The 15,627-nt window shown below is 69.2% G+C and carries 16 protein-coding genes; 5 read left to right on the top strand and 11 right to left on the bottom strand.

The features are described from left to right. The first annotated feature begins 345 nt into the window (after positions 1–345). The 5 genes from G020_RS0107225 (at position 346) to G020_RS0107205 (ending at position 5,814) form a co-directional block, all read left to right on the top strand. On the top strand, positions 346–942 hold the full coding sequence (locus G020_RS0107225; RefSeq protein WP_019021709.1) for an HNH endonuclease: 597 nt from the start codon (positions 346–348) through the stop codon (positions 940–942). A 72-nt stretch (positions 943–1,014) separates the two neighbouring features. Beyond that, positions 1,015–2,109: a ferrochelatase gene (hemH, locus tag G020_RS0107220; protein ID WP_024329124.1), complete on the top strand. Its 1,095-nt coding sequence runs from the start codon at positions 1,015–1,017 to the stop codon at positions 2,107–2,109. A 48-nt stretch (positions 2,110–2,157) separates the two neighbouring features. Then, complete coding sequence (locus G020_RS0107215) at positions 2,158–2,916, top strand: molybdopterin-binding protein (RefSeq protein ID WP_018946755.1); 759 nt, start codon at positions 2,158–2,160, stop codon at positions 2,914–2,916. 91 nt (positions 2,917–3,007) lie between these two features. Continuing rightward, a complete protein-coding gene (locus G020_RS0107210; RefSeq protein ID WP_024329123.1) occupies positions 3,008–4,909 on the top strand; it encodes a diguanylate cyclase in 1,902 nt (633 codons plus the stop codon). A 215-nt stretch (positions 4,910–5,124) separates the two neighbouring features. After that, positions 5,125–5,814, top strand: coding sequence for a 2OG-Fe(II) oxygenase (locus G020_RS0107205; RefSeq protein WP_024329122.1), 690 nt, complete (start codon positions 5,125–5,127; stop codon positions 5,812–5,814). Here G020_RS0107205 and G020_RS0107200 read toward each other — a convergent pair. The 11 genes from G020_RS0107200 to gspF all read right to left on the bottom strand — a co-directional run bounded on the left by G020_RS0107200 (position 5,802) and on the right by gspF (position 15,623). Then, positions 5,802–8,264 carry a S8 family serine peptidase gene (locus G020_RS0107200; RefSeq protein WP_081647397.1) on the bottom strand — a complete coding sequence of 821 codons (2,463 nt, stop codon included), beginning with the start codon at positions 8,262–8,264 and terminating at the stop codon, positions 5,802–5,804. The two genes, G020_RS0107205 and G020_RS0107200, sit on opposite strands and share 13 nt — an antisense overlap. Positions 8,265–8,354: 90 nt before the next feature. Next, the gene (bamD, locus tag G020_RS0107195) at positions 8,355–9,059 is read right to left on the bottom strand and encodes an outer membrane protein assembly factor BamD (protein ID WP_024329120.1); all 705 of its coding nucleotides are present in this window, start codon (positions 9,057–9,059) and stop codon (positions 8,355–8,357) included. Beyond that, complete coding sequence (gspN, locus tag G020_RS0107190) at positions 9,035–9,817, bottom strand: type II secretion system protein N (protein ID WP_024329119.1); 783 nt, start codon at positions 9,815–9,817, stop codon at positions 9,035–9,037. The genes bamD and gspN overlap by 25 nt, the downstream gene beginning before the upstream one ends. Beyond that, positions 9,810–10,319 (bottom strand): type II secretion system protein GspM, encoded by a 510-nt coding sequence (gspM, locus tag G020_RS0107185; protein WP_024329118.1) that lies wholly within the window; start codon positions 10,317–10,319, stop codon positions 9,810–9,812. The genes gspN and gspM overlap by 8 nt, the downstream gene beginning before the upstream one ends. Continuing rightward, on the bottom strand, positions 10,316–11,578 hold the full coding sequence (gene gspL / locus G020_RS0107180; protein ID WP_024329117.1) for a type II secretion system protein GspL: 1,263 nt from the start codon (positions 11,576–11,578) through the stop codon (positions 10,316–10,318). The genes gspM and gspL overlap by 4 nt, the downstream gene beginning before the upstream one ends. Positions 11,579–11,580: 2 nt before the next feature. Further along, positions 11,581–12,408 carry a type II secretion system minor pseudopilin GspK gene (gene gspK, locus G020_RS0107175; protein WP_024329116.1) on the bottom strand — a complete coding sequence of 276 codons (828 nt, stop codon included), beginning with the start codon at positions 12,406–12,408 and terminating at the stop codon, positions 11,581–11,583. Further along, entirely contained in the window at positions 12,408–13,073 is a 666-nt protein-coding gene (gene gspJ, locus G020_RS0107170; RefSeq protein WP_024329115.1) for a type II secretion system minor pseudopilin GspJ, read from the bottom strand. Before gspJ ends, gspK begins: the two co-directional genes overlap by 1 nt. Beyond that, positions 13,060–13,440, bottom strand: a complete 381-nt coding sequence (gene gspI, locus G020_RS0107165; protein ID WP_024329114.1) for a type II secretion system minor pseudopilin GspI — start codon at positions 13,438–13,440, stop codon at positions 13,060–13,062. Before gspI ends, gspJ begins: the two co-directional genes overlap by 14 nt. Then, entirely contained in the window at positions 13,440–13,955 is a 516-nt protein-coding gene (locus G020_RS0107160) for a prepilin-type N-terminal cleavage/methylation domain-containing protein (RefSeq protein ID WP_018946767.1), read from the bottom strand. The genes gspI and G020_RS0107160 overlap by 1 nt, the downstream gene beginning before the upstream one ends. Next, positions 13,952–14,392: a type II secretion system major pseudopilin GspG gene (gspG, locus tag G020_RS0107155; protein ID WP_018946768.1), complete on the bottom strand. Its 441-nt coding sequence runs from the start codon at positions 14,390–14,392 to the stop codon at positions 13,952–13,954. The genes G020_RS0107160 and gspG overlap by 4 nt, the downstream gene beginning before the upstream one ends. A 4-nt stretch (positions 14,393–14,396) precedes the next feature. After that, a complete protein-coding gene (gene gspF / locus G020_RS0107150; RefSeq protein ID WP_024329113.1) occupies positions 14,397–15,623 on the bottom strand; it encodes a type II secretion system inner membrane protein GspF in 1,227 nt (408 codons plus the stop codon). Positions 15,624–15,627 lie beyond the last annotated feature (4 nt).

The following is a 15,627-nucleotide window of genomic DNA, read 5'->3' as shown; positions in this document are numbered from 1 at the left end:
CGATGCCGCGATCGCATGGGGGCATAACCCCGTTCATCTTGTGCTGTTTGTGTGATGAACTTCACGGTTCTCCGGGGCGGGCGAAGTTCGCCACATCCCCGGATGCGAGACCAAATACCTTAACCCTGAAGGGGTTTTGTTTGTGGACGTGCAGGGCCGGACGACGGCGGGCCAGGGGGGCGGCCGTGGTCACGCGGCGTTCATGCGGGACGTTGTATTGCGCGCCGACGCCGTTTATTGTGCGAAAACGTGCCGAGGAAGCACCGGTTTGTTCACGGGCGCGGGTGTCGCCGGAACCGTGAGCCGCGTGAGGAAATCCGTGTTTCCTTGAGGGTGGGCGAGGTCATGTTACCGACCGAGCATCAGGTCCTGCGCACGGATGCCTCCGGGATGCCGCTGGAGTGGATCGGCCTGGAACAGGCCGTGCGGCTTTATTACTGCGAGCAGGTGGCCTACGCCTGCGGCCGACCGCTTTATCGTGTGCGCGGCGGCATCAACGCGCGTTCCGGCCGCCAGTCCTCGGTGGAGGTCAACTCCATCATCGCCACCCACGGTACCCGCGCCCGCCAGGGCGATAACTACGTCCCCCCGCTCAACAATCCCACCCTGTTCCGGCGCGACGCCCACCTGTGTCTCTACTGCGGCCGCCATTTCCCCGCCCGCGAGCTGTCGCGCGATCATGTGACCCCGGTCAGCCAGCAGGGGCAGGACATGTGGAAGAACGTGGTCACCGCCTGCAAGCGCTGCAACAACCACAAGGCCGACCGCACGCCCGAGCAGGCCGGCATGCAGCTGCTGGCGATCCCGTTCACGCCCACGCATGCCGAGTACATCTATCTGAAGGGGCGTCGGGTTCTGGCCGACCAGATGGAATTCCTGCAGGCCCATTTCCCGCGGACCAGCCCGCTGCGGGGACGTCTCGAGGGTGACGCGCTATCCTGATGCGTTCCGGTCGAACCTTTGACGGTGGCCGGGACTCCCATGCATCGCCGGATCCAGCCATTAAGGAACGTCATGAAGTACTTCGGAGAGTCGGATTACCGCCACGGTCAGGCGCGCGACGCCGGCGTGCTGCTCACCAACCTGGGGACCCCCGATGAACCCACCGCGCCGGCACTGCGGCGCTACCTCAAGCAGTTCCTGTGGGACCCGCGGGTGGTCGAGGTGCCACGGCCGATCTGGTGGCTGATCCTCAACGGGATCATCCTCAACGTGCGCCCGCGGCGCAGCGCGGCGAAATACGCCACCGTGTGGACCGACGAAGGTTCGCCGCTGCTGGCCATCGGGCGGCGCCAGACGGCGGGCGTGCGTGCGCGCCTGGCGGAGCAGACCGGCGAGGACGTGCCGGTGGCGCTGGGCATGCGTTACGGCAACCCGTCGATCGAGGAAGGGCTGGACGAGCTGCGGCGCCAGGGCGTGCGGCGGGTCGTGGTGCTGCCGCTGTATCCGCAGTATTCCGGTTCGACCACGGGCTCGACCTTTGACGCCGTGGCGGAGGTGCTGAAGGGCTGGCGCTGGGTGCCGGATCTGCAGTTCGTCGCCAGCTACGACGCCGAGGATGGCTACATCCGGGCGCTGGCCAACAGCGTGCGTGAACACTGGGAGGAGCACGGGCAGCCCGATCGCCTGGTGATGTCGTTCCACGGCGTGCCGAAGCGCTATCTGCTCAACGGCGACCCCTACCACTGCCTGTGCCATGCCACCGGACACAAGCTGGCGCAGGCGCTGGGTCTGGAAGAGGGCCAGTGGCAGGTCACCTTCCAGTCGCGCTTCGGCCGCGAGGAGTGGCTGCAGCCCTACACTGACAAGACCATGGAGGCCCTGCCGGGGCAGGGCGTGCGTTCGGTGGACGTGATCTGCCCCGGTTTCTCCGCCGACTGCCTGGAGACCCTGGAGGAGATCGCCGACGAGAACCGCGAGATCTTCCTCGAGGCCGGCGGAGAGCGCTTCCATTACATCCCCGCGCTCAACGATCGCGACGACCATCTGCAGTTCCTGGCCGAACTCGCCGGGCGGCATCTGGCGCCGTGGCTGGGGGATCCGGACAATAGTCCCGAGCAGCGGGCCGCGGCCCGCGAGCGTGCCCTGGCACTGGGTGCGGAGAACTGAACGGACCGGTGCCGCCACCGGCGTGACAGCAGGGGAGAGCAGGGCGGGATGGAGCCCCACGACGGACGCAACATCGAGATCGGCGCGGTCATCATCGGCGACGAGATCCTCAGCGGAAAGCGGCGCGACCGCCACCAGGCCAACCTCACCGCCGCGCTGGCGGAAAAGGGCCTGGAGCTGGCGTGGCTGCGCATCGTCGGGGATGATCCCGTGCGCCTGACGCGGAACTTCCGCGAGACCGCGGACACCGATGCCGAGGTGTTCAGCTTCGGCGGCATCGGCGCGACCCCCGATGACCGCACCCGCGCCTGTCTGGCCGAGGCCCTGGGTCTGTCGCTGCGGCCTCATCCCGAATTCATCGAACTGCTGGAGCGGCGCTTCGGTGCCGAGGCCCGGCCGCATCGCGTGCGCATGGCCGACCTGCCGGAAGGGGCCGAATTGATCCCCAACCCGGTCAACGGCATCCCGGGCTTCTCCTGCGCCCGTCATCACTGCGTACCCGGCTTCCCCGACATGGCCGAGCCGATGATCCGCTGGGTACTGGACCAGCGCTTTCCGGGCCGCGATGCCTCCGCCGGCTCGGTGGAGGAGGGCCTGACGCTGGAGGGCGTGACCGAGAGCCGCCTGGTCCCGGTGCTGGAGGCCATGGAAGCGGCCTTCCCCGACCTGCGCATCTCCTGCTTGCCGCGCATGCGCGACGGGGCCCCGCAGGTGGAGCTGGGGCTGCGGGGGCCCGCGCCGCGCGTGACCGAGGCCCGCGCTGCCCTGCGGCGCCATCTGGTGGACGGCGGCTTCCTCGAGCATTGAGTTCGTCCGCCCGGACCGGTCCGCCGCCGGCAGGATGCGACGGTCGCGCCAAAATGCGCTAACTTGGGCCCCGAAATCAGGGGACCTGCCGATGAAGAACCTTTATCACGCCTGGCTGTCGGGGATCCGCAGCCGTCTCATTCTGCTCACCCTGCTCTCCATGATTCCGGTCGCCCTGGTGATCATCCACTCCGCCGTGGAGGCCCGGGATATCAATTCCCGTCAGGCGGTCGAGAACCTCGCCACCCTGGCCGCAGTGATCCGGGAGCGGGTGGAAGCGGGGCACGAGGACCCGCTGGGGGCCGTGGAGCACCTGACCGCGATGGACCGCGCCGCCGTGCGCACGCCCGTCGCCACGCTCTGGGACCCGGAAGGCCGGGTGCTCGCGCGTGCCCCCGACACCGCCGGGCCGGCCGGAGGCGACTCGGCCGAGGCGGACCTGCTGCGTGAAGTGCGGACGCAGGGCGGTCATGCCGGGACCCTGGAGAGCGCGGGTCTGGATGGCGTGACTCGCGGCTACGCCTACACCGTCTTCGGCAGCGATGATGAGCGCCGGATCGTGACCGTCGGCCTGTCCACCGACGTGCTGTTTTCCGAAGTGGATGCCCTGTTCCAGCGCACACTGCTGCTTCTGGGGGCCGTGTTTCTGTTCGCACTGGGCATCGCCTGGCTGCTCGGCGAGGTGGCCGTGCGACGTCCGGTGGGGCGGCTGGCCAGCGCCGCGCGGCAGATCTCGGACGGGCGGCTGAACGTGCGGGTGGGGGATATCCACGGGGCCAGCGAGCTGACCACGCTGGCGGGGGCCTTCGATCGTATGGTGGAGAACCTGGAGCAATACGAGCAGGAACAGGAGGCCACCCAGCAGAAGCTCAGCCGCTCCCGTGACGAGCTGGAGGAGAAGGTGCGCGAGCGCACCGACCAGCTGGCCCGCGCCAGTGACGCGGCGACCGAGCGCGCCGCGAGCCTCGAGCGCCAGCGCAAGGAGATGACCGTCCTCAACGAGCTGACCGATCTGCTGCAGTCCTGCCGCACCCTCGATGAAACCCGTGCGATCATCCAGCGCTCCCTGGGCGAGCTGTTCGCCGGGCTGTCCGGCACGGTCTATCTGTTCAGCGAAGACGGGCACTCGCTGGAGCGCATCACCGGCTGGGGCGAGCACCACGAGGAACACCTCGACACCTTTGCGCCGGACGACTGCTGGGCCCTGCGGCTCGGCCGGACCTGGGTCTATGATCCGGAGGCCCGCAACCCCGCCTGCCGACATGACGGCAATTCGGAGATCGACTCCATCTGCGCCCCCATGCATGCCGAAGGCAAGACGCTGGGGGTCCTGCACGTGGCCGGCGGGGCGCACGGGGCTTCCCCGGGCGAAAGCGCGGGTGAAAACGAACGCCTGGTGGACGCTACCGCGGCGCGTCTGGGGCTGGCGTTGTCCAATATCCGCCTGCGCGAGGCCCTGCGCAACCTGACCATCCGTGATCCGCTGACCGGCCTGTACAACCGGCGTTTCGTCGACGAGACGCTCGAGCCCGAGGTGGAACGCTGCCGGCGGGCCGAACGGCCGCTGTCGGTGCTGATGCTGGACGTCGACCACTTCAAGCAGTTCAACGACACCTACGGCCACGATGCCGGTGACGTGGTGCTGGTGGCGGTCGCCCATCTGCTGCAGAAGCTGTTCATCGGGGCCGAGCTGCCCTGCCGGCTGGGCGGGGAGGAGTTCCTGGTCATTCTGCCGGAGGCGGACGGCGACCGGGCCCGCGACCGCGCCGAGGAACTGCGCGAGGCCATCGCCGAACTCGCCCTGTTCCACCAGGGGCGCAGCCTGGGCACCGTCACCACCTCCGTCGGAGTGGCCACCTGGCCGGAGCCCGTGAGCGAACCCGATGCCCTGATCGACGCCGCGGACGCCGCCCTGTACGAGGCGAAAGACGCCGGGCGCAACCGTGTCATGCTCGTGGGGGATGCGACCGCGGGCGCCGCCGCGGCCGGTTGATTCGCGGCCGGAGGGCGGATGCTTTCCGGGAGGGCGGGAACGGGGTATATTCGGAGTGATGCCCGCCGCGCCCCGGTTGGCGGGCCCGCAAGAGAATCCGCCCGTTCATGAAAGCGCGTCCCGCCGATACCGGCATCCCGGACACCGCGATATCCCCTGCCGCGCCGGTACCGGCGGTGCACCGATTATCCGGTGCGGTCGCCGGGCCCCGTCCCGTGCCGCCGGACGGCATCCGGGAGGGAACTCCGGCTGCGGCACCGCTGGCGGATGACGGCTGGCTCGACAGGCTTGCACGTGACGGGCGGGTGGTGTGCCCCGGGTTTCTCGAAGATCGCCTGTCCGATGCCCTGCGCCAGGAGGTGTACGCCCTGCGCAACGCCGCACGCCTGCGCTCCGCGCGGGTGGGGCGGGGTCGCGAGCGCCGGCACGATGCCGCCGAACGCGGTGACCGCATCCACTGGCTGGAAGGTGCGACGCCGGCCCAGCGGGAGCTGCTGGAGCGTCTGGAACACCTGCGTCGTGTCGCCGCCCGCGGCCTGATCCCGGGCCTGTTCGAGACCGAGGCACACTTCGCGCTGTACCCGCCCGGCACGGGTTACGCTCGCCACGTGGACGCCTTTCGCGAGGGTAACCGCCGGCGGCTGTCGCTGGTGCTCTATCTCAATCGGCACTGGCGTGCCCGCGACGGGGGCGAACTGGCGTTCTACACGCCGCAGGACGGGGCCGACGAAGCCCGCGAACTGGAACGCGTGCGCCCCGAGGCCGGCACCCTCGCGATCTTCCTCAGCCAGAGCGTGCCCCACGCTGTGCTCCCCACCCGCCGCTGGCGGGCCAGTATCGCCTGCTGGATGGGGCTGCGCGATACCGCCAGTCCGCTGGACAGCCTGGAACGTCAATCGAGGTGAGTGCTTTCCGGACGCTCCGGTGGCCAGGCGATGCGGAAGTCCACGTCGTGGCGGTCACGGTCGAGTTCCAGGTCGGCGGGGCGGAGGGTGGACGGCCAGGTGCCGCAGGCCTCCGTCGCGCCGCAGGCCACACTGGAGCCGGTCATGCGGGTGGTGGCGGTGACCCGGTACTCGCCTTCGGCAATGCCGGTGAACCGGTACCGATAGGCGCCGTCCTCCCGCGATGCGGTCGTGCGGGCCACCAGGGTCTCGTTCGCATCGTGCAGCTCGACCACCACGCGGCCGACCGTATCGTGTTCGGGGTCGGGGCTTGCAGCGTGCAGCTCCACCGGGATTTCGACGCGGTCGCCGTTGTCGGCGGATGCCTCGATCCGGGCGGTATGTCGGCCCGGATCGACCCGTTCCCGTGACGCGCGGAGCTCGTAGACACCGAGTCCGTCGTCATCGATCCGTCGGGGTTCGATCTGCAGCCATTCGGCGGTCACCCCGATTTCGTCAAGCGCCAGGTCCCCCGTGCCTGAATTGCGCAACTCCAGTTCCTGCACGGATTGCGTATATCCGAATGCCAGGCCCGTTGGTTGGGCCGACAGCCCGGGGGGCAGATCGTCGGCATCGAAATCCGCGAAGGCCTGTACCGTTCGATGGGCGTCGATCCTCCCCCAACCGGTTTCGGGCTCCCAGCCCCGGGCTCCCAGATCCTCGGTGAGCTCACCGGTTTCCAGCAGGTAGCGGACTCCGGGCGGCCCCAGGTCCGGATTGACCGCGCGTCCGAGGGCGAGGGTTCCGGAGACAACGGCGGTGGCCATGGATGTGCCCTGTTTGAACGCATAGGTGTCCGGCTCCCAGGTGCTGAGGATGCCGTCCGGATCTCCTGCCGAGGTCATAAGCCCCCCGGGGGCGACGAGGTCGAGCCCGATGCCGTAGTTGCTGTAGGGTGCTCGCCGGTCATCGCGATCGGTGGCGCCAACGGCCAGAACGTCCGCATAGTCGGCGGGCAGGGCGATGTCTTCGGCGCCACTGTTGCCGGTGGATGCCACCGTCAGGATGTCGAGTTCGCGCACCTCGTGGAACAGATCGGCTGCGGTTTCGGAGGGGGTGCCTCCTTCCTGCCCCAGGCTGAGATTGATGATGTCGGCGGGGCGATCCGGTTTTTCTCCGGAGTCGTTGTCCAGGCCGGCCGCATAGCGGACGCCCTGGAGCATGTCGTACACGGTCCCGCGTCCGTCGCCGTCGAGGGTGCGGACGGGCATCAGTTCCGCGTGCCAGGAAATGCCCGCAACGCCGATCCCGTTGTCGGTGTGCGCCCCGATGATGCCGGTGACGTGGGTGCCGTGGGGCCTTATGTCACCGGGATCGTCGTCCTGGAGGAAGGTCTGGCCCGGAAGCAGGCGGCCGGAGTCCATGTCTTCGTGGTCGCGGTGCAGCCCGGTGTCGATGATGGCCACGATGACGTCCTCGCCGGCTGATTCAACGGTGGTGATGTCCCAGGCCTCGGGCAGTTCGATGGTGTCGTGGAACCATTGCTCCGACTGTCTCGGGTCGTCGGGCAGGTTCTGCGCAGTGACGTAGTAGTTGGGGGCCGCGGAGACCACCTCGGGGTGGTTCTGGAGCGCCTGGATGACCCGAAGGGTACGGTCGCGGGCCTCGGTGGTACGGTCGGCCCAGCCGCGGGCGGGGTGCGGACCGCTTGCCGGAGGTGCCCCCAGGGCACTCATTGCCAGTTCGGCCCGGCCCTCGGGGATGCGCCACAGCTGCTCCCGGCTCGTGGCTCCGGCGAGGGCCTGCAGCCCGGCCTCCGCGGCCATGGCGGTGGCCGGGGGGGCGTCGGAAGCACGTCCGGCCGTGCTGATCTCCGTGCGCGTGTGCACGATCACTTCTCCGGGCGCGAAGGCCTCGGAGGCACGCGGCGAGGGCGAGGCCATGGCGGATATTGAAGGGGTCTGCCATGGCCCGTCGATACGCAGCTGATATCCCGCCGTGCCGCGGCGGGCCTCCACCGCCACGAAATACTCTCCGTCCTCGGGCGCCACCACGCGTTCGGAATGGCGTGTGCCGCGCGAGGCGTCGATAACGTTTTCCGATGCATCCAGCAGGAGCAGGTCGAGGTTGATGCTGCGGGAAGACGGGAAGTGCAGCAGGGCCTGCTGCCCGGCCTCCAGCTCGACCGAATAGAAGTCCCATTCGTCACCCGCCGGACCAAAGCGTGACAGGGTCCCCGGCGCGGCCACGAATCCACCGGTGATCGACGGCACCGGCAGCGGTTGCGCGGTGGCGGGGGTGTTGTTGTCCCCGGGGGTGCTCTCCGGGTCGTTGGTGTCGGAATCGACCCGATGCAGGGCGGCGGTCCGGATGGTACCGGACAGCTCGTAGGTATCCGGGCCGGACGACGAAGATCCGCCGCAGGCCGCGATCCCTGCCAGCGCCACCAGCGCAAGGGGCAGCCCCCCCAACAACGGGAAAAGCGAGTGTCGTCCGAGTGGCGTTGAATTTCGCATGACGTCAGTTTGTACCCGCAAACGGGGCCCTGGTAATGGCCTGTATCAATCCGGGGTTTGCACCGGTGCCGGGTCCGTATTTTCCAGTCGTTCGGCCGCAGTCCGGGCGGCGGTGGTGCCCGGGAAGTGGTCACGGATGTAGCGCAGACGTGCCCGCGCTTCGCCCTCCTGGCCGTCTTCGGCCGCGGCGCTGGCCACCTGCAGTTCGATATCCGCGAGGTCTTCGCGCAGTCTGGCCAGACGCGGAGCAAGCGATTCGGCATGGCGCGACATGGCATGTTCTTCGAGGAATCCGGCGAGGTGGCGGAAAACTTCCCGGCCGTGGCGGATGCGTTCCCGCGGCGGGACGGCGGTCGCCCGGTTCCAGATGCCCAGACGGGCCAGTGCGCCGAGATAGGCCGCGTAGTCCAGGTCGGGATGGCCCGGATGTGCCGGTTCGATGGCGTCGCTCAGGTCGCGGGCACGTTCGAATTCGCCCTGTTGCAGGCACAGATGGGCGACGCGCAGCCGGGTGTCCATGTCGGTGGTGTCGGGTGCATCGGTCGAGCCGGCGTCCGGCATTACGAGGCCCCAGGCTTCGCGGCAGTCCTCCCGCTCCAGGGCCTGCTGCAACGGGCCCTCGGCGCCGTCGGTACGGGTGTCGGGTCCGGTGGCACAGCCGGCGGCGAGCACGAGCATGGCCGGCGCCACCAGGACCATGGCGGCGTGCCGCGTGGTGTACCGGGTCAGGATTCGGGCTGGATGGTCCATCGATAGTGTCCCTGTGGGTCGGGTTCCAGTTGCTGGCGCAGGAAGTTGTGGAGGCCGGGATCAGCGTGATCCCGGGCCTCGAATTGCAGATCGGCCTCGACCGCGGGGGTGGGCTGTCTGAAATCAATCGCGAGCCGGCCCGAGGTCCCCAGCGCCGCCTCGGGGGAGGAGGCGAGCTGCAGTTGCAGGCGTTCATTCAGGGCGTCGAGGCTCGCCTGGTGTTCGCCCAGGGGCACGGGGCGGGGCAGTCCGGCGGCGGCTTCCAGCCACTGGAAGGAGCCGCCGGCGGCCACGATGGCTCCGTCGCGCCGGATCTGCAGCCCCACCCCGTGAGCCCGGAGCGTTCCATCCAGCAGCAGCGGGATGCCGGTGTCCAGGTGATTGAGGGTGGAGGCCGGCAGATCGCCTTCCAGCCCCCGGATTCCGTGTGAGGTCAGCCCCGCAAAGCCACGGCCTTCCAGGTGGCCGCCCCGGGGTGGCTCCCAGCTTATGTCCACGGCGAGCTGTCCGCGCAGCAGCGACATCGGACGAAGGTCCCAGCCAACCTGCCCGAGTTCGCCGACCGGGGCGACCACTTCGCTCGCGCGGCCCTGCCACGGTCGGCCGTGGACCGCTTCCCATCGGATCCCGTCGGGGATCAGGCCGACGCGTTCGGCCCCCGCGGCCCAGGTCGTGGCCGGCGCCCGGATTACCAGGGCCAGCCCCAGGGCTACGAGGAACACGAAGGCCACGGGCCAGAAACGACGCGCATCAGCCATTGTCGGGATCCGCCGGTTCGAGCTGCAGTTCAGCATTCACGTGGCCGCTGCGCGAGCCGCGCTCCAGCGACACGCGCACCGGCACCACCCCGTCTTCGGTTTCCAGTTCGCCCAGCCAGAGCATCAGTTCGTTGAACGCCGCATCTTCCAGCAACACACTGATCCCGTCTCCGGAGGGCCGGACCCGCTGCAGCGGGCCGGCCAGGCCGGCGGCACGTGCGGCGGCATCCACGTGGGCCAGCAGGGAACCGCCGGAGCGTCCGCCTGTGCGGGGCCCGCGCGTCGTTTCGCCGGTGTCCGCGCGTTCGGCCACGGTCTCCGCACGGGCCTCCATCCAGCTCAGTTGAGCGCGTGTTTCCGCCAGTCGCTGTTCCGCCTGCTGACGGGCCTCCAGCGTCGGCTCCACCAGGAACAGGAAGGCCAGGGCGGCGGCCAGGGCTCCGGCTCCCAGCAACAGTATGTGCTGTTCCCGCGCGCGCAGGTTGTTCCAGTATTCCCTCATGGCTCCTCTTCCAGGATCAGTCGGGCGCGGACACGGTCGTTGCCGGTTTCGGCCGAGGTGATGCGGACGCGTCGTTCGATCGCCTGCTGCAGATTTTCGCGCAGGCGTTCGATATCGGCGAGACCGGGACCGTCGAGTTCCAGTTCGAGCCGGTTGGCGTCGCCGCGCAGATGGCGCAGGGTCAGCGTGTCGTCGTCGAGCTGTTCCGCGATCAGGGCGATCGGTTCGGCCAGCGGACTGGTGATGCCTTCGGGGCCCGCGGCGGTCTCCGGTTCGCGCAGCAGGATCTCGAACTGGCCGACCGGATCGACCATGCGACGCTCGGGAAGCGCCCGGGCGAAGACCTCGGCCATGGCATCCTCGGTGGCGGCCAGTTCCCGTTCCAGATAGTGGATCTGCAGCCATTGACCTCCCAGCCACGCCAGGCCGAGCACCACCGCCAGGGACGCCGGCAGGCGCCATTCCGGTCCCGGAAGGATCGACCGCCCCCGGTCTTGTTGCCTGCGGGTCCCGAGTTCGAACGGCCGGGCTGCGCGCAACCAGCGACGCAGGCGGCCGGCGTCCAGTGTTCCGGAACGCAGGTTCGCTGCCAGCAGTTCGAGAAGACTCCCCTGCCAGCCGGACGAAGGTGTCAGGGGAGCGGCATCCGCGTGACCGGGGTGTTCCGGCTCGGGCAGCTCGCGGGTTTTCAACCACCAGGCCGCCAGATCGCGCGGGAGGGCCAGGGGTTCGGCATCCGCCGGCACCAGCAGACAGCGCGTCTCCCCGGCCAGGACGTAATGGTGGTCGCCGTCGGCCAGTCCGCGCAGCAGGGCGATGTCCGGGATCAGACGCGCATGCCCCAACCCCCGCGCCGCCAGCCAGCCTTCCCATTGCTGCAGATGGCGCAGGGCGACCACGCAGGCGGTTGTTTCGCTGCCATGGGGCGGGCCGGGCACGATGTGGACCGACTCCAGGTCCTCGCTCAGACGTTCTTCCAGGGCATAGGGCAGGGCGCGCTGCCGTACACGGGCGGATTTGCCCGGTACTGCCACCCGGTGCAGCGGGGCGCGTTCGCCCGGGACCAGCGCCAGCAGCCGCTGGTCGGGCCGAACCCGTTCCGCGAGTTCTGCCGCGGTGGCCTCGCCGGACTGTACCTCGCCGTCACGCGCGATGCGCAGCCACCGCAGGGCTCCGCCGGCGTTCTCCGGGCCAGCGAGATCCTCGGGTTCGGGCAGTTCGAACAGCAGCCAGTCGGCCGTGCCTCGGGTGGCGATCATGGTCATGGCTCGCAGGGGGTCAGTTCGCGCAGCACGGTCCGACCGTTGGGGGCGTCGATCACTGCACAATGAAAATATTCGCGTCCGCCCGTGCGCACAACCAGTTGCAGACGGAAATATCGGGGGGCGTGCGGCTCGCCGGCCGCCGTGGTGTCGGCCAGGGGGTCGGTCCCGGCGGCGCGGCGCACCGCATCCGGCGCATGTTCGCGGTCGATGTGGTTGTCGGTGCCCGGAAGGGCCGTGACCAGCGGTGCCAGGGCCTGCCAGGTTTCGGCATTCACGCCATCCACCTGGAGCAGTTCCGAGGCGAGACGCATGGGGCGGTTGCCGCTCAGGCGCGGCGGCTCCAGGCCGCGGTACACCGGGTCGTCGGTCTCGGGATTCATCCAGTCGTGCACGGCCATCGCGATCCGGCGCCCGTTGACGCCGCGCCCGTCGGTTTCTCTCAGCGCATCGTCGACGAGCGCGGCAAAGGCCTGCAGCGGGGGCTCCCCGGCGCGACCCAGGCTGTTGAGATTGAACCGGCAGTGGAGGTTGTCCAGACGTCCGGTAACGGTCGTGCCCTCGATCTCGATCGGGATGGGGGGTGACTGGCAACCCTCCCACGGCAGTTCCGTCAGGTCGCGCTGTTCTTCCAGCAGATGGATTGCGACGGCTTCCGCACCCCGATTGAGCTGGCGCGCGCGGTCCTGTTCCTGCAGCAGGGTCGCGCGATGGATCTGCTGCTGGTCGCGCAGGGCCATGGTGGCGGCGGTGACCGTGGCGATGGCGACCACCAGCAAGGCGGTGATCAGGGCGGCCCCGGCCTGGCTTTGATGCCCGGGGCGCATCATGGTCGTGCCCCGGTCAGCGGGATACGGCGTTCGATCTCGCCCAGGCCGGGGACCTCGAGACGCACCAGGACCATCGCGGGCAGGCTCGCCTCGTGGCCGGTTTCCAGCGGTGGCCAGGCATCGATTTCCTCCCCGGTACGCGGGTGCAGGAAATCGAAACGGACCCGTGGTGGTTCGGCATGCCCGTCCTCGCCGGGTTGCGGGGGAAGGAAACGGCGCCGCCGTTCGCTTTCTTGCGGGGCCCCGTCCACGCTCGGCCAGGTGATGCGCTCCAGGCCTTCCTCGCCGATCCGCCAGGCCACGCGTCCCAGGCGTTCGTGGCCCCCCAGGCCCGCGCGCACGAATTCGAGCTGCTGCGGGTCGGTGACCGGGCTGTAGCGTAGCGGGGGTTGGCGATCTCCGAACCCGTCGCGCGGGCGCAGGGGTACCGCATGGCGCAGATCGCGTTCGAGGGTGGCCAGGGTGATCTGGAGGTCGGCGAGCCGACGGGTCTGTTCGCGCGTGGCTTCGTCCGCATCGAGCACGCTGCGCAAGCCGCCGATCGCCAGCAGGCCGACGATCCCGAAGATCCCCACGGCCACCAGCAGCTCCAGCAGGGTGAACCCGTCCGCGCGGCCTGGCCCGCGTGTGCGTACGCACTGGCTGCGTTCAGGGCAGTGCATAACCGGTCTCGCGCCCCAGCGGGTGATCCGGATCGCCGCCGGTCGGCCATACCCGGATCTCGATCCGGCGTACCGGTGGCAGCTCCAGCGGGGCGTCGAACTGGCGGTTTTCGATCTCCACCCGTGCCTCCCATTCGCGCCCGGCCAGGGTCTCGGAAGTTCGGCGGGTTCCCGGTTCCGCCGGCAACAGACCCGCTTCGTAGTCGGCAAGCACGTTGGCCGCGACCCACTCGGCGAGGGCGCGCTCCTGCAGATAAGCGGTGTTGCGCGCGTGTTCGCTGCCGGCCTTGATCAGCGCCCCGAGCGCCACGGCGAGCACCACCAGGGCCACGAGCAGCTCCAGCAGGGTGAAGCCGCGGCTGCCCATCACCGGTTCTCCCGATCCATGCGGACCCGGCGTGTACCATCGCTGTGCAGGCGCAGCGAGGCTTCATCGCCCGCGCGCTGCAGGATCAGTTCGAACGCCTGGATGTCGCCGGCACTGTTGATGGTGATGAGGTTTTCCTCGGGGCGCTCGCTCAGGCTGGCGCGACGGTCGTCGATCCACAGGCGGGGCTCCAGGCCCAGCGATCCCAGATCACGAGGCGCCAGCGGACCTTGCTCCACCGGGACCCAGGTGACCTGGCGGTCGTCCAGCCACTGGCGTTCGAGGACGGCAAGTCGTTCACGGGCGACCCCTATCGCCAGTGGCTGGCCGGTCAGCAGCGCCTGATCGCGGGCGAGTTCGATCTGTCCGGCCAGCTGGTGTCCGGTCTGTTCCAGGGCTCTTCCGCCCAGCTGGCCGGTGGACAGAAGCGCAGCGCCGGCCAGCACGCCGATGATGACCATCACCACCAGGACCTCCAGCAGGGTGAAACCCGTAACTTGCCGGGCCCGCGTCACAGGTCGTCGATGTTCCAGTTGCCGATCTCGCCTTCGATGCCCTCGCCACCACGCCGCCCGTTGGCGCCGAAGCTGAACACGTCGAAGTCGCCGTGGCGTCCGGGATGCAGGTACTGGTATTCGTTGCCCCAGGGGTCGTTCGGCAGTCGGTCCATGTAGCCGCCGTCACGATACTGGGCGGGTTCGGGGCCGCTCGTCGGTGGCTCCACCAGCGCCTCCAGACCCTGGTCGGTGCTGGGATAGCGGAAGTTGTCCAGGCGATAGAGATTGAGCGCGGATTCGATCGTCCGGATGTCCTGCTTGACCTTGGTCAGGCGGGCGTCGTCCGGCCGGTCCATCACGCGCGGGACCACGATGGCGGCGAGGATGCCGAGGATCACGACCACCACCATGACTTCGATCAGGGTGAAACCGGTATTGCGACGGGAGTGTTTCATGGCTCTAGTTCACCAGCTGGTTGAGTTCGAATATGGGCAGCAGTATCGCCAGGACGATGGTCAGCACCACCCCGCCCATGGTCAGGATGAGCAGTGGTTCGAACAGCCCCATGCTCAGGCTGATGCGGGATTCGACCTCCTGCTCCTGGGTTTCGGCGGCGCGTTCCAGCATTTCGGTGAGATTGCCGCTGGACTCGCCGCTGCGGATCAGGTGGACGGTGATCGGGGGAAAGAAACCCGTGTCCTCCAGAGCCCGGCCGATGCTGCTGCCCTCGCGGATACGCAGCGACGCGTTCTCGATCGCGATGCGCATGGGCCGGTTGGAGACTACCTCGGATCCGGTGCGCAGGGCCTCCAGCAGGGACACCCCGCTGGCTGACAGGATACTCAGGGTGCGCGCGAAGCGTGCCGTATTGATGCCGCGGATCAGACGTCCCACCAGGGGGAGGTGCAGCAGCAGGCGGTGGTACTGCGTGCGCGGGCCGGGGTGGCGCAGCGCCCAGGCCAGCAGTCCGGTCAGGGCCGCCAGGACGATCAGTCCCGCCAGGCCCCAGTCCCGCAGGGCATCGCTGGTGGCGATCAGCCCCCGCGTGATCGCCGGAAGCTCCTGGTCGAGCCCGTCAAAGACCTGGACTACTTCGGGCACCACGTAGACCACCAGGCCGACGGTCACCAGGATGGCGACCACGGTCAGGGCGATCGGGTAGATCAGGGCCAGCAGCACCCGCTGGCGCAGCGCGTGCCGGCTCTCCAGATATTCGGCAAGGCGTTCCAGTACCCGGTCGAGGTGCCCCGAGGCCTCGCCCGAGGCGACGGTGCTGCGGTAGATCTCGGGGAACACCCGGGGAAAGCCGGCCAGCGCGCTGGCCAGGGAGTGTCCCTCCATGACGCGAGTGCGCACCGCATGCAGGATGTTGCGCACCCGCGGTTTTTCGCTCTGGCGTGCGACGGTGGCCAGCCATTCCTCCACCGGCAGCCCGGCACGCGCCAGGGTAGCCATCTGCCGGGTGGCCAGGGCCAGGTCCAGGGGGCCGATGTGCCTCCGGCCGCCGGTCGCGGAACGGCCAACGGTGGCCGGCCGCGGGCCGGCATCGTCGATCTCGCGCAGTTCCAGCGGGGTCAGGCCGTCGCTGCGCAGCTGCGCCCGCACGCTGCGCGCGGTGTCCCCCTCGGTGACACCCTTGCGCGTGCGTCCCCCGGCATCCAGGGCCTGATATTCGAATGCGGGCATGGCG

Source organism: Thioalkalivibrio sp. ALR17-21, assembly GCF_000420185.1.
Taxonomy (GTDB): Bacteria; Pseudomonadota; Gammaproteobacteria; order Ectothiorhodospirales; family Ectothiorhodospiraceae; genus Thioalkalivibrio; species Thioalkalivibrio halophilus.
This window is presented reverse-complemented; position numbering and strand designations above follow the sequence as displayed.

Excerpts from the sequence above, each read along its gene's own strand:
- G020_RS0107225 (WP_019021709.1), top strand. The coding sequence starts at position 346 with ATGTTACCGACCGAGCATCAGGTCCTGCGCACGGATGCCTCCGGGATG.
- hemH (WP_024329124.1), top strand. The coding sequence starts at position 1,015 with ATGAAGTACTTCGGAGAGTCGGATTACCGCCACGGTCAGGCGCGCGAC.
- G020_RS0107215 (WP_018946755.1), top strand. The coding sequence starts at position 2,158 with ATGGAGCCCCACGACGGACGCAACATCGAGATCGGCGCGGTCATCATC.
- G020_RS0107210 (WP_024329123.1), top strand. The coding sequence starts at position 3,008 with ATGAAGAACCTTTATCACGCCTGGCTGTCGGGGATCCGCAGCCGTCTC.
- bamD (WP_024329120.1), bottom strand. The coding sequence starts at position 9,059 with ATGGACCATCCAGCCCGAATCCTGACCCGGTACACCACGCGGCACGCC.
- gspN (WP_024329119.1), bottom strand. The coding sequence starts at position 9,817 with ATGGCTGATGCGCGTCGTTTCTGGCCCGTGGCCTTCGTGTTCCTCGTA.
- gspM (WP_024329118.1), bottom strand. The coding sequence starts at position 10,319 with ATGAGGGAATACTGGAACAACCTGCGCGCGCGGGAACAGCACATACTG.
- gspL (WP_024329117.1), bottom strand. The coding sequence starts at position 11,578 with ATGATCGCCACCCGAGGCACGGCCGACTGGCTGCTGTTCGAACTGCCC.
- gspK (WP_024329116.1), bottom strand. The coding sequence starts at position 12,408 with ATGCGCCCCGGGCATCAAAGCCAGGCCGGGGCCGCCCTGATCACCGCC.
- gspJ (WP_024329115.1), bottom strand. The coding sequence starts at position 13,073 with ATGCACTGCCCTGAACGCAGCCAGTGCGTACGCACACGCGGGCCAGGC.
- gspI (WP_024329114.1), bottom strand. The coding sequence starts at position 13,440 with ATGGGCAGCCGCGGCTTCACCCTGCTGGAGCTGCTCGTGGCCCTGGTG.
- gspG (WP_018946768.1), bottom strand. The coding sequence starts at position 14,392 with ATGAAACACTCCCGTCGCAATACCGGTTTCACCCTGATCGAAGTCATG.
- gspF (WP_024329113.1), bottom strand. The coding sequence starts at position 15,623 with ATGCCCGCATTCGAATATCAGGCCCTGGATGCCGGGGGACGCACGCGC.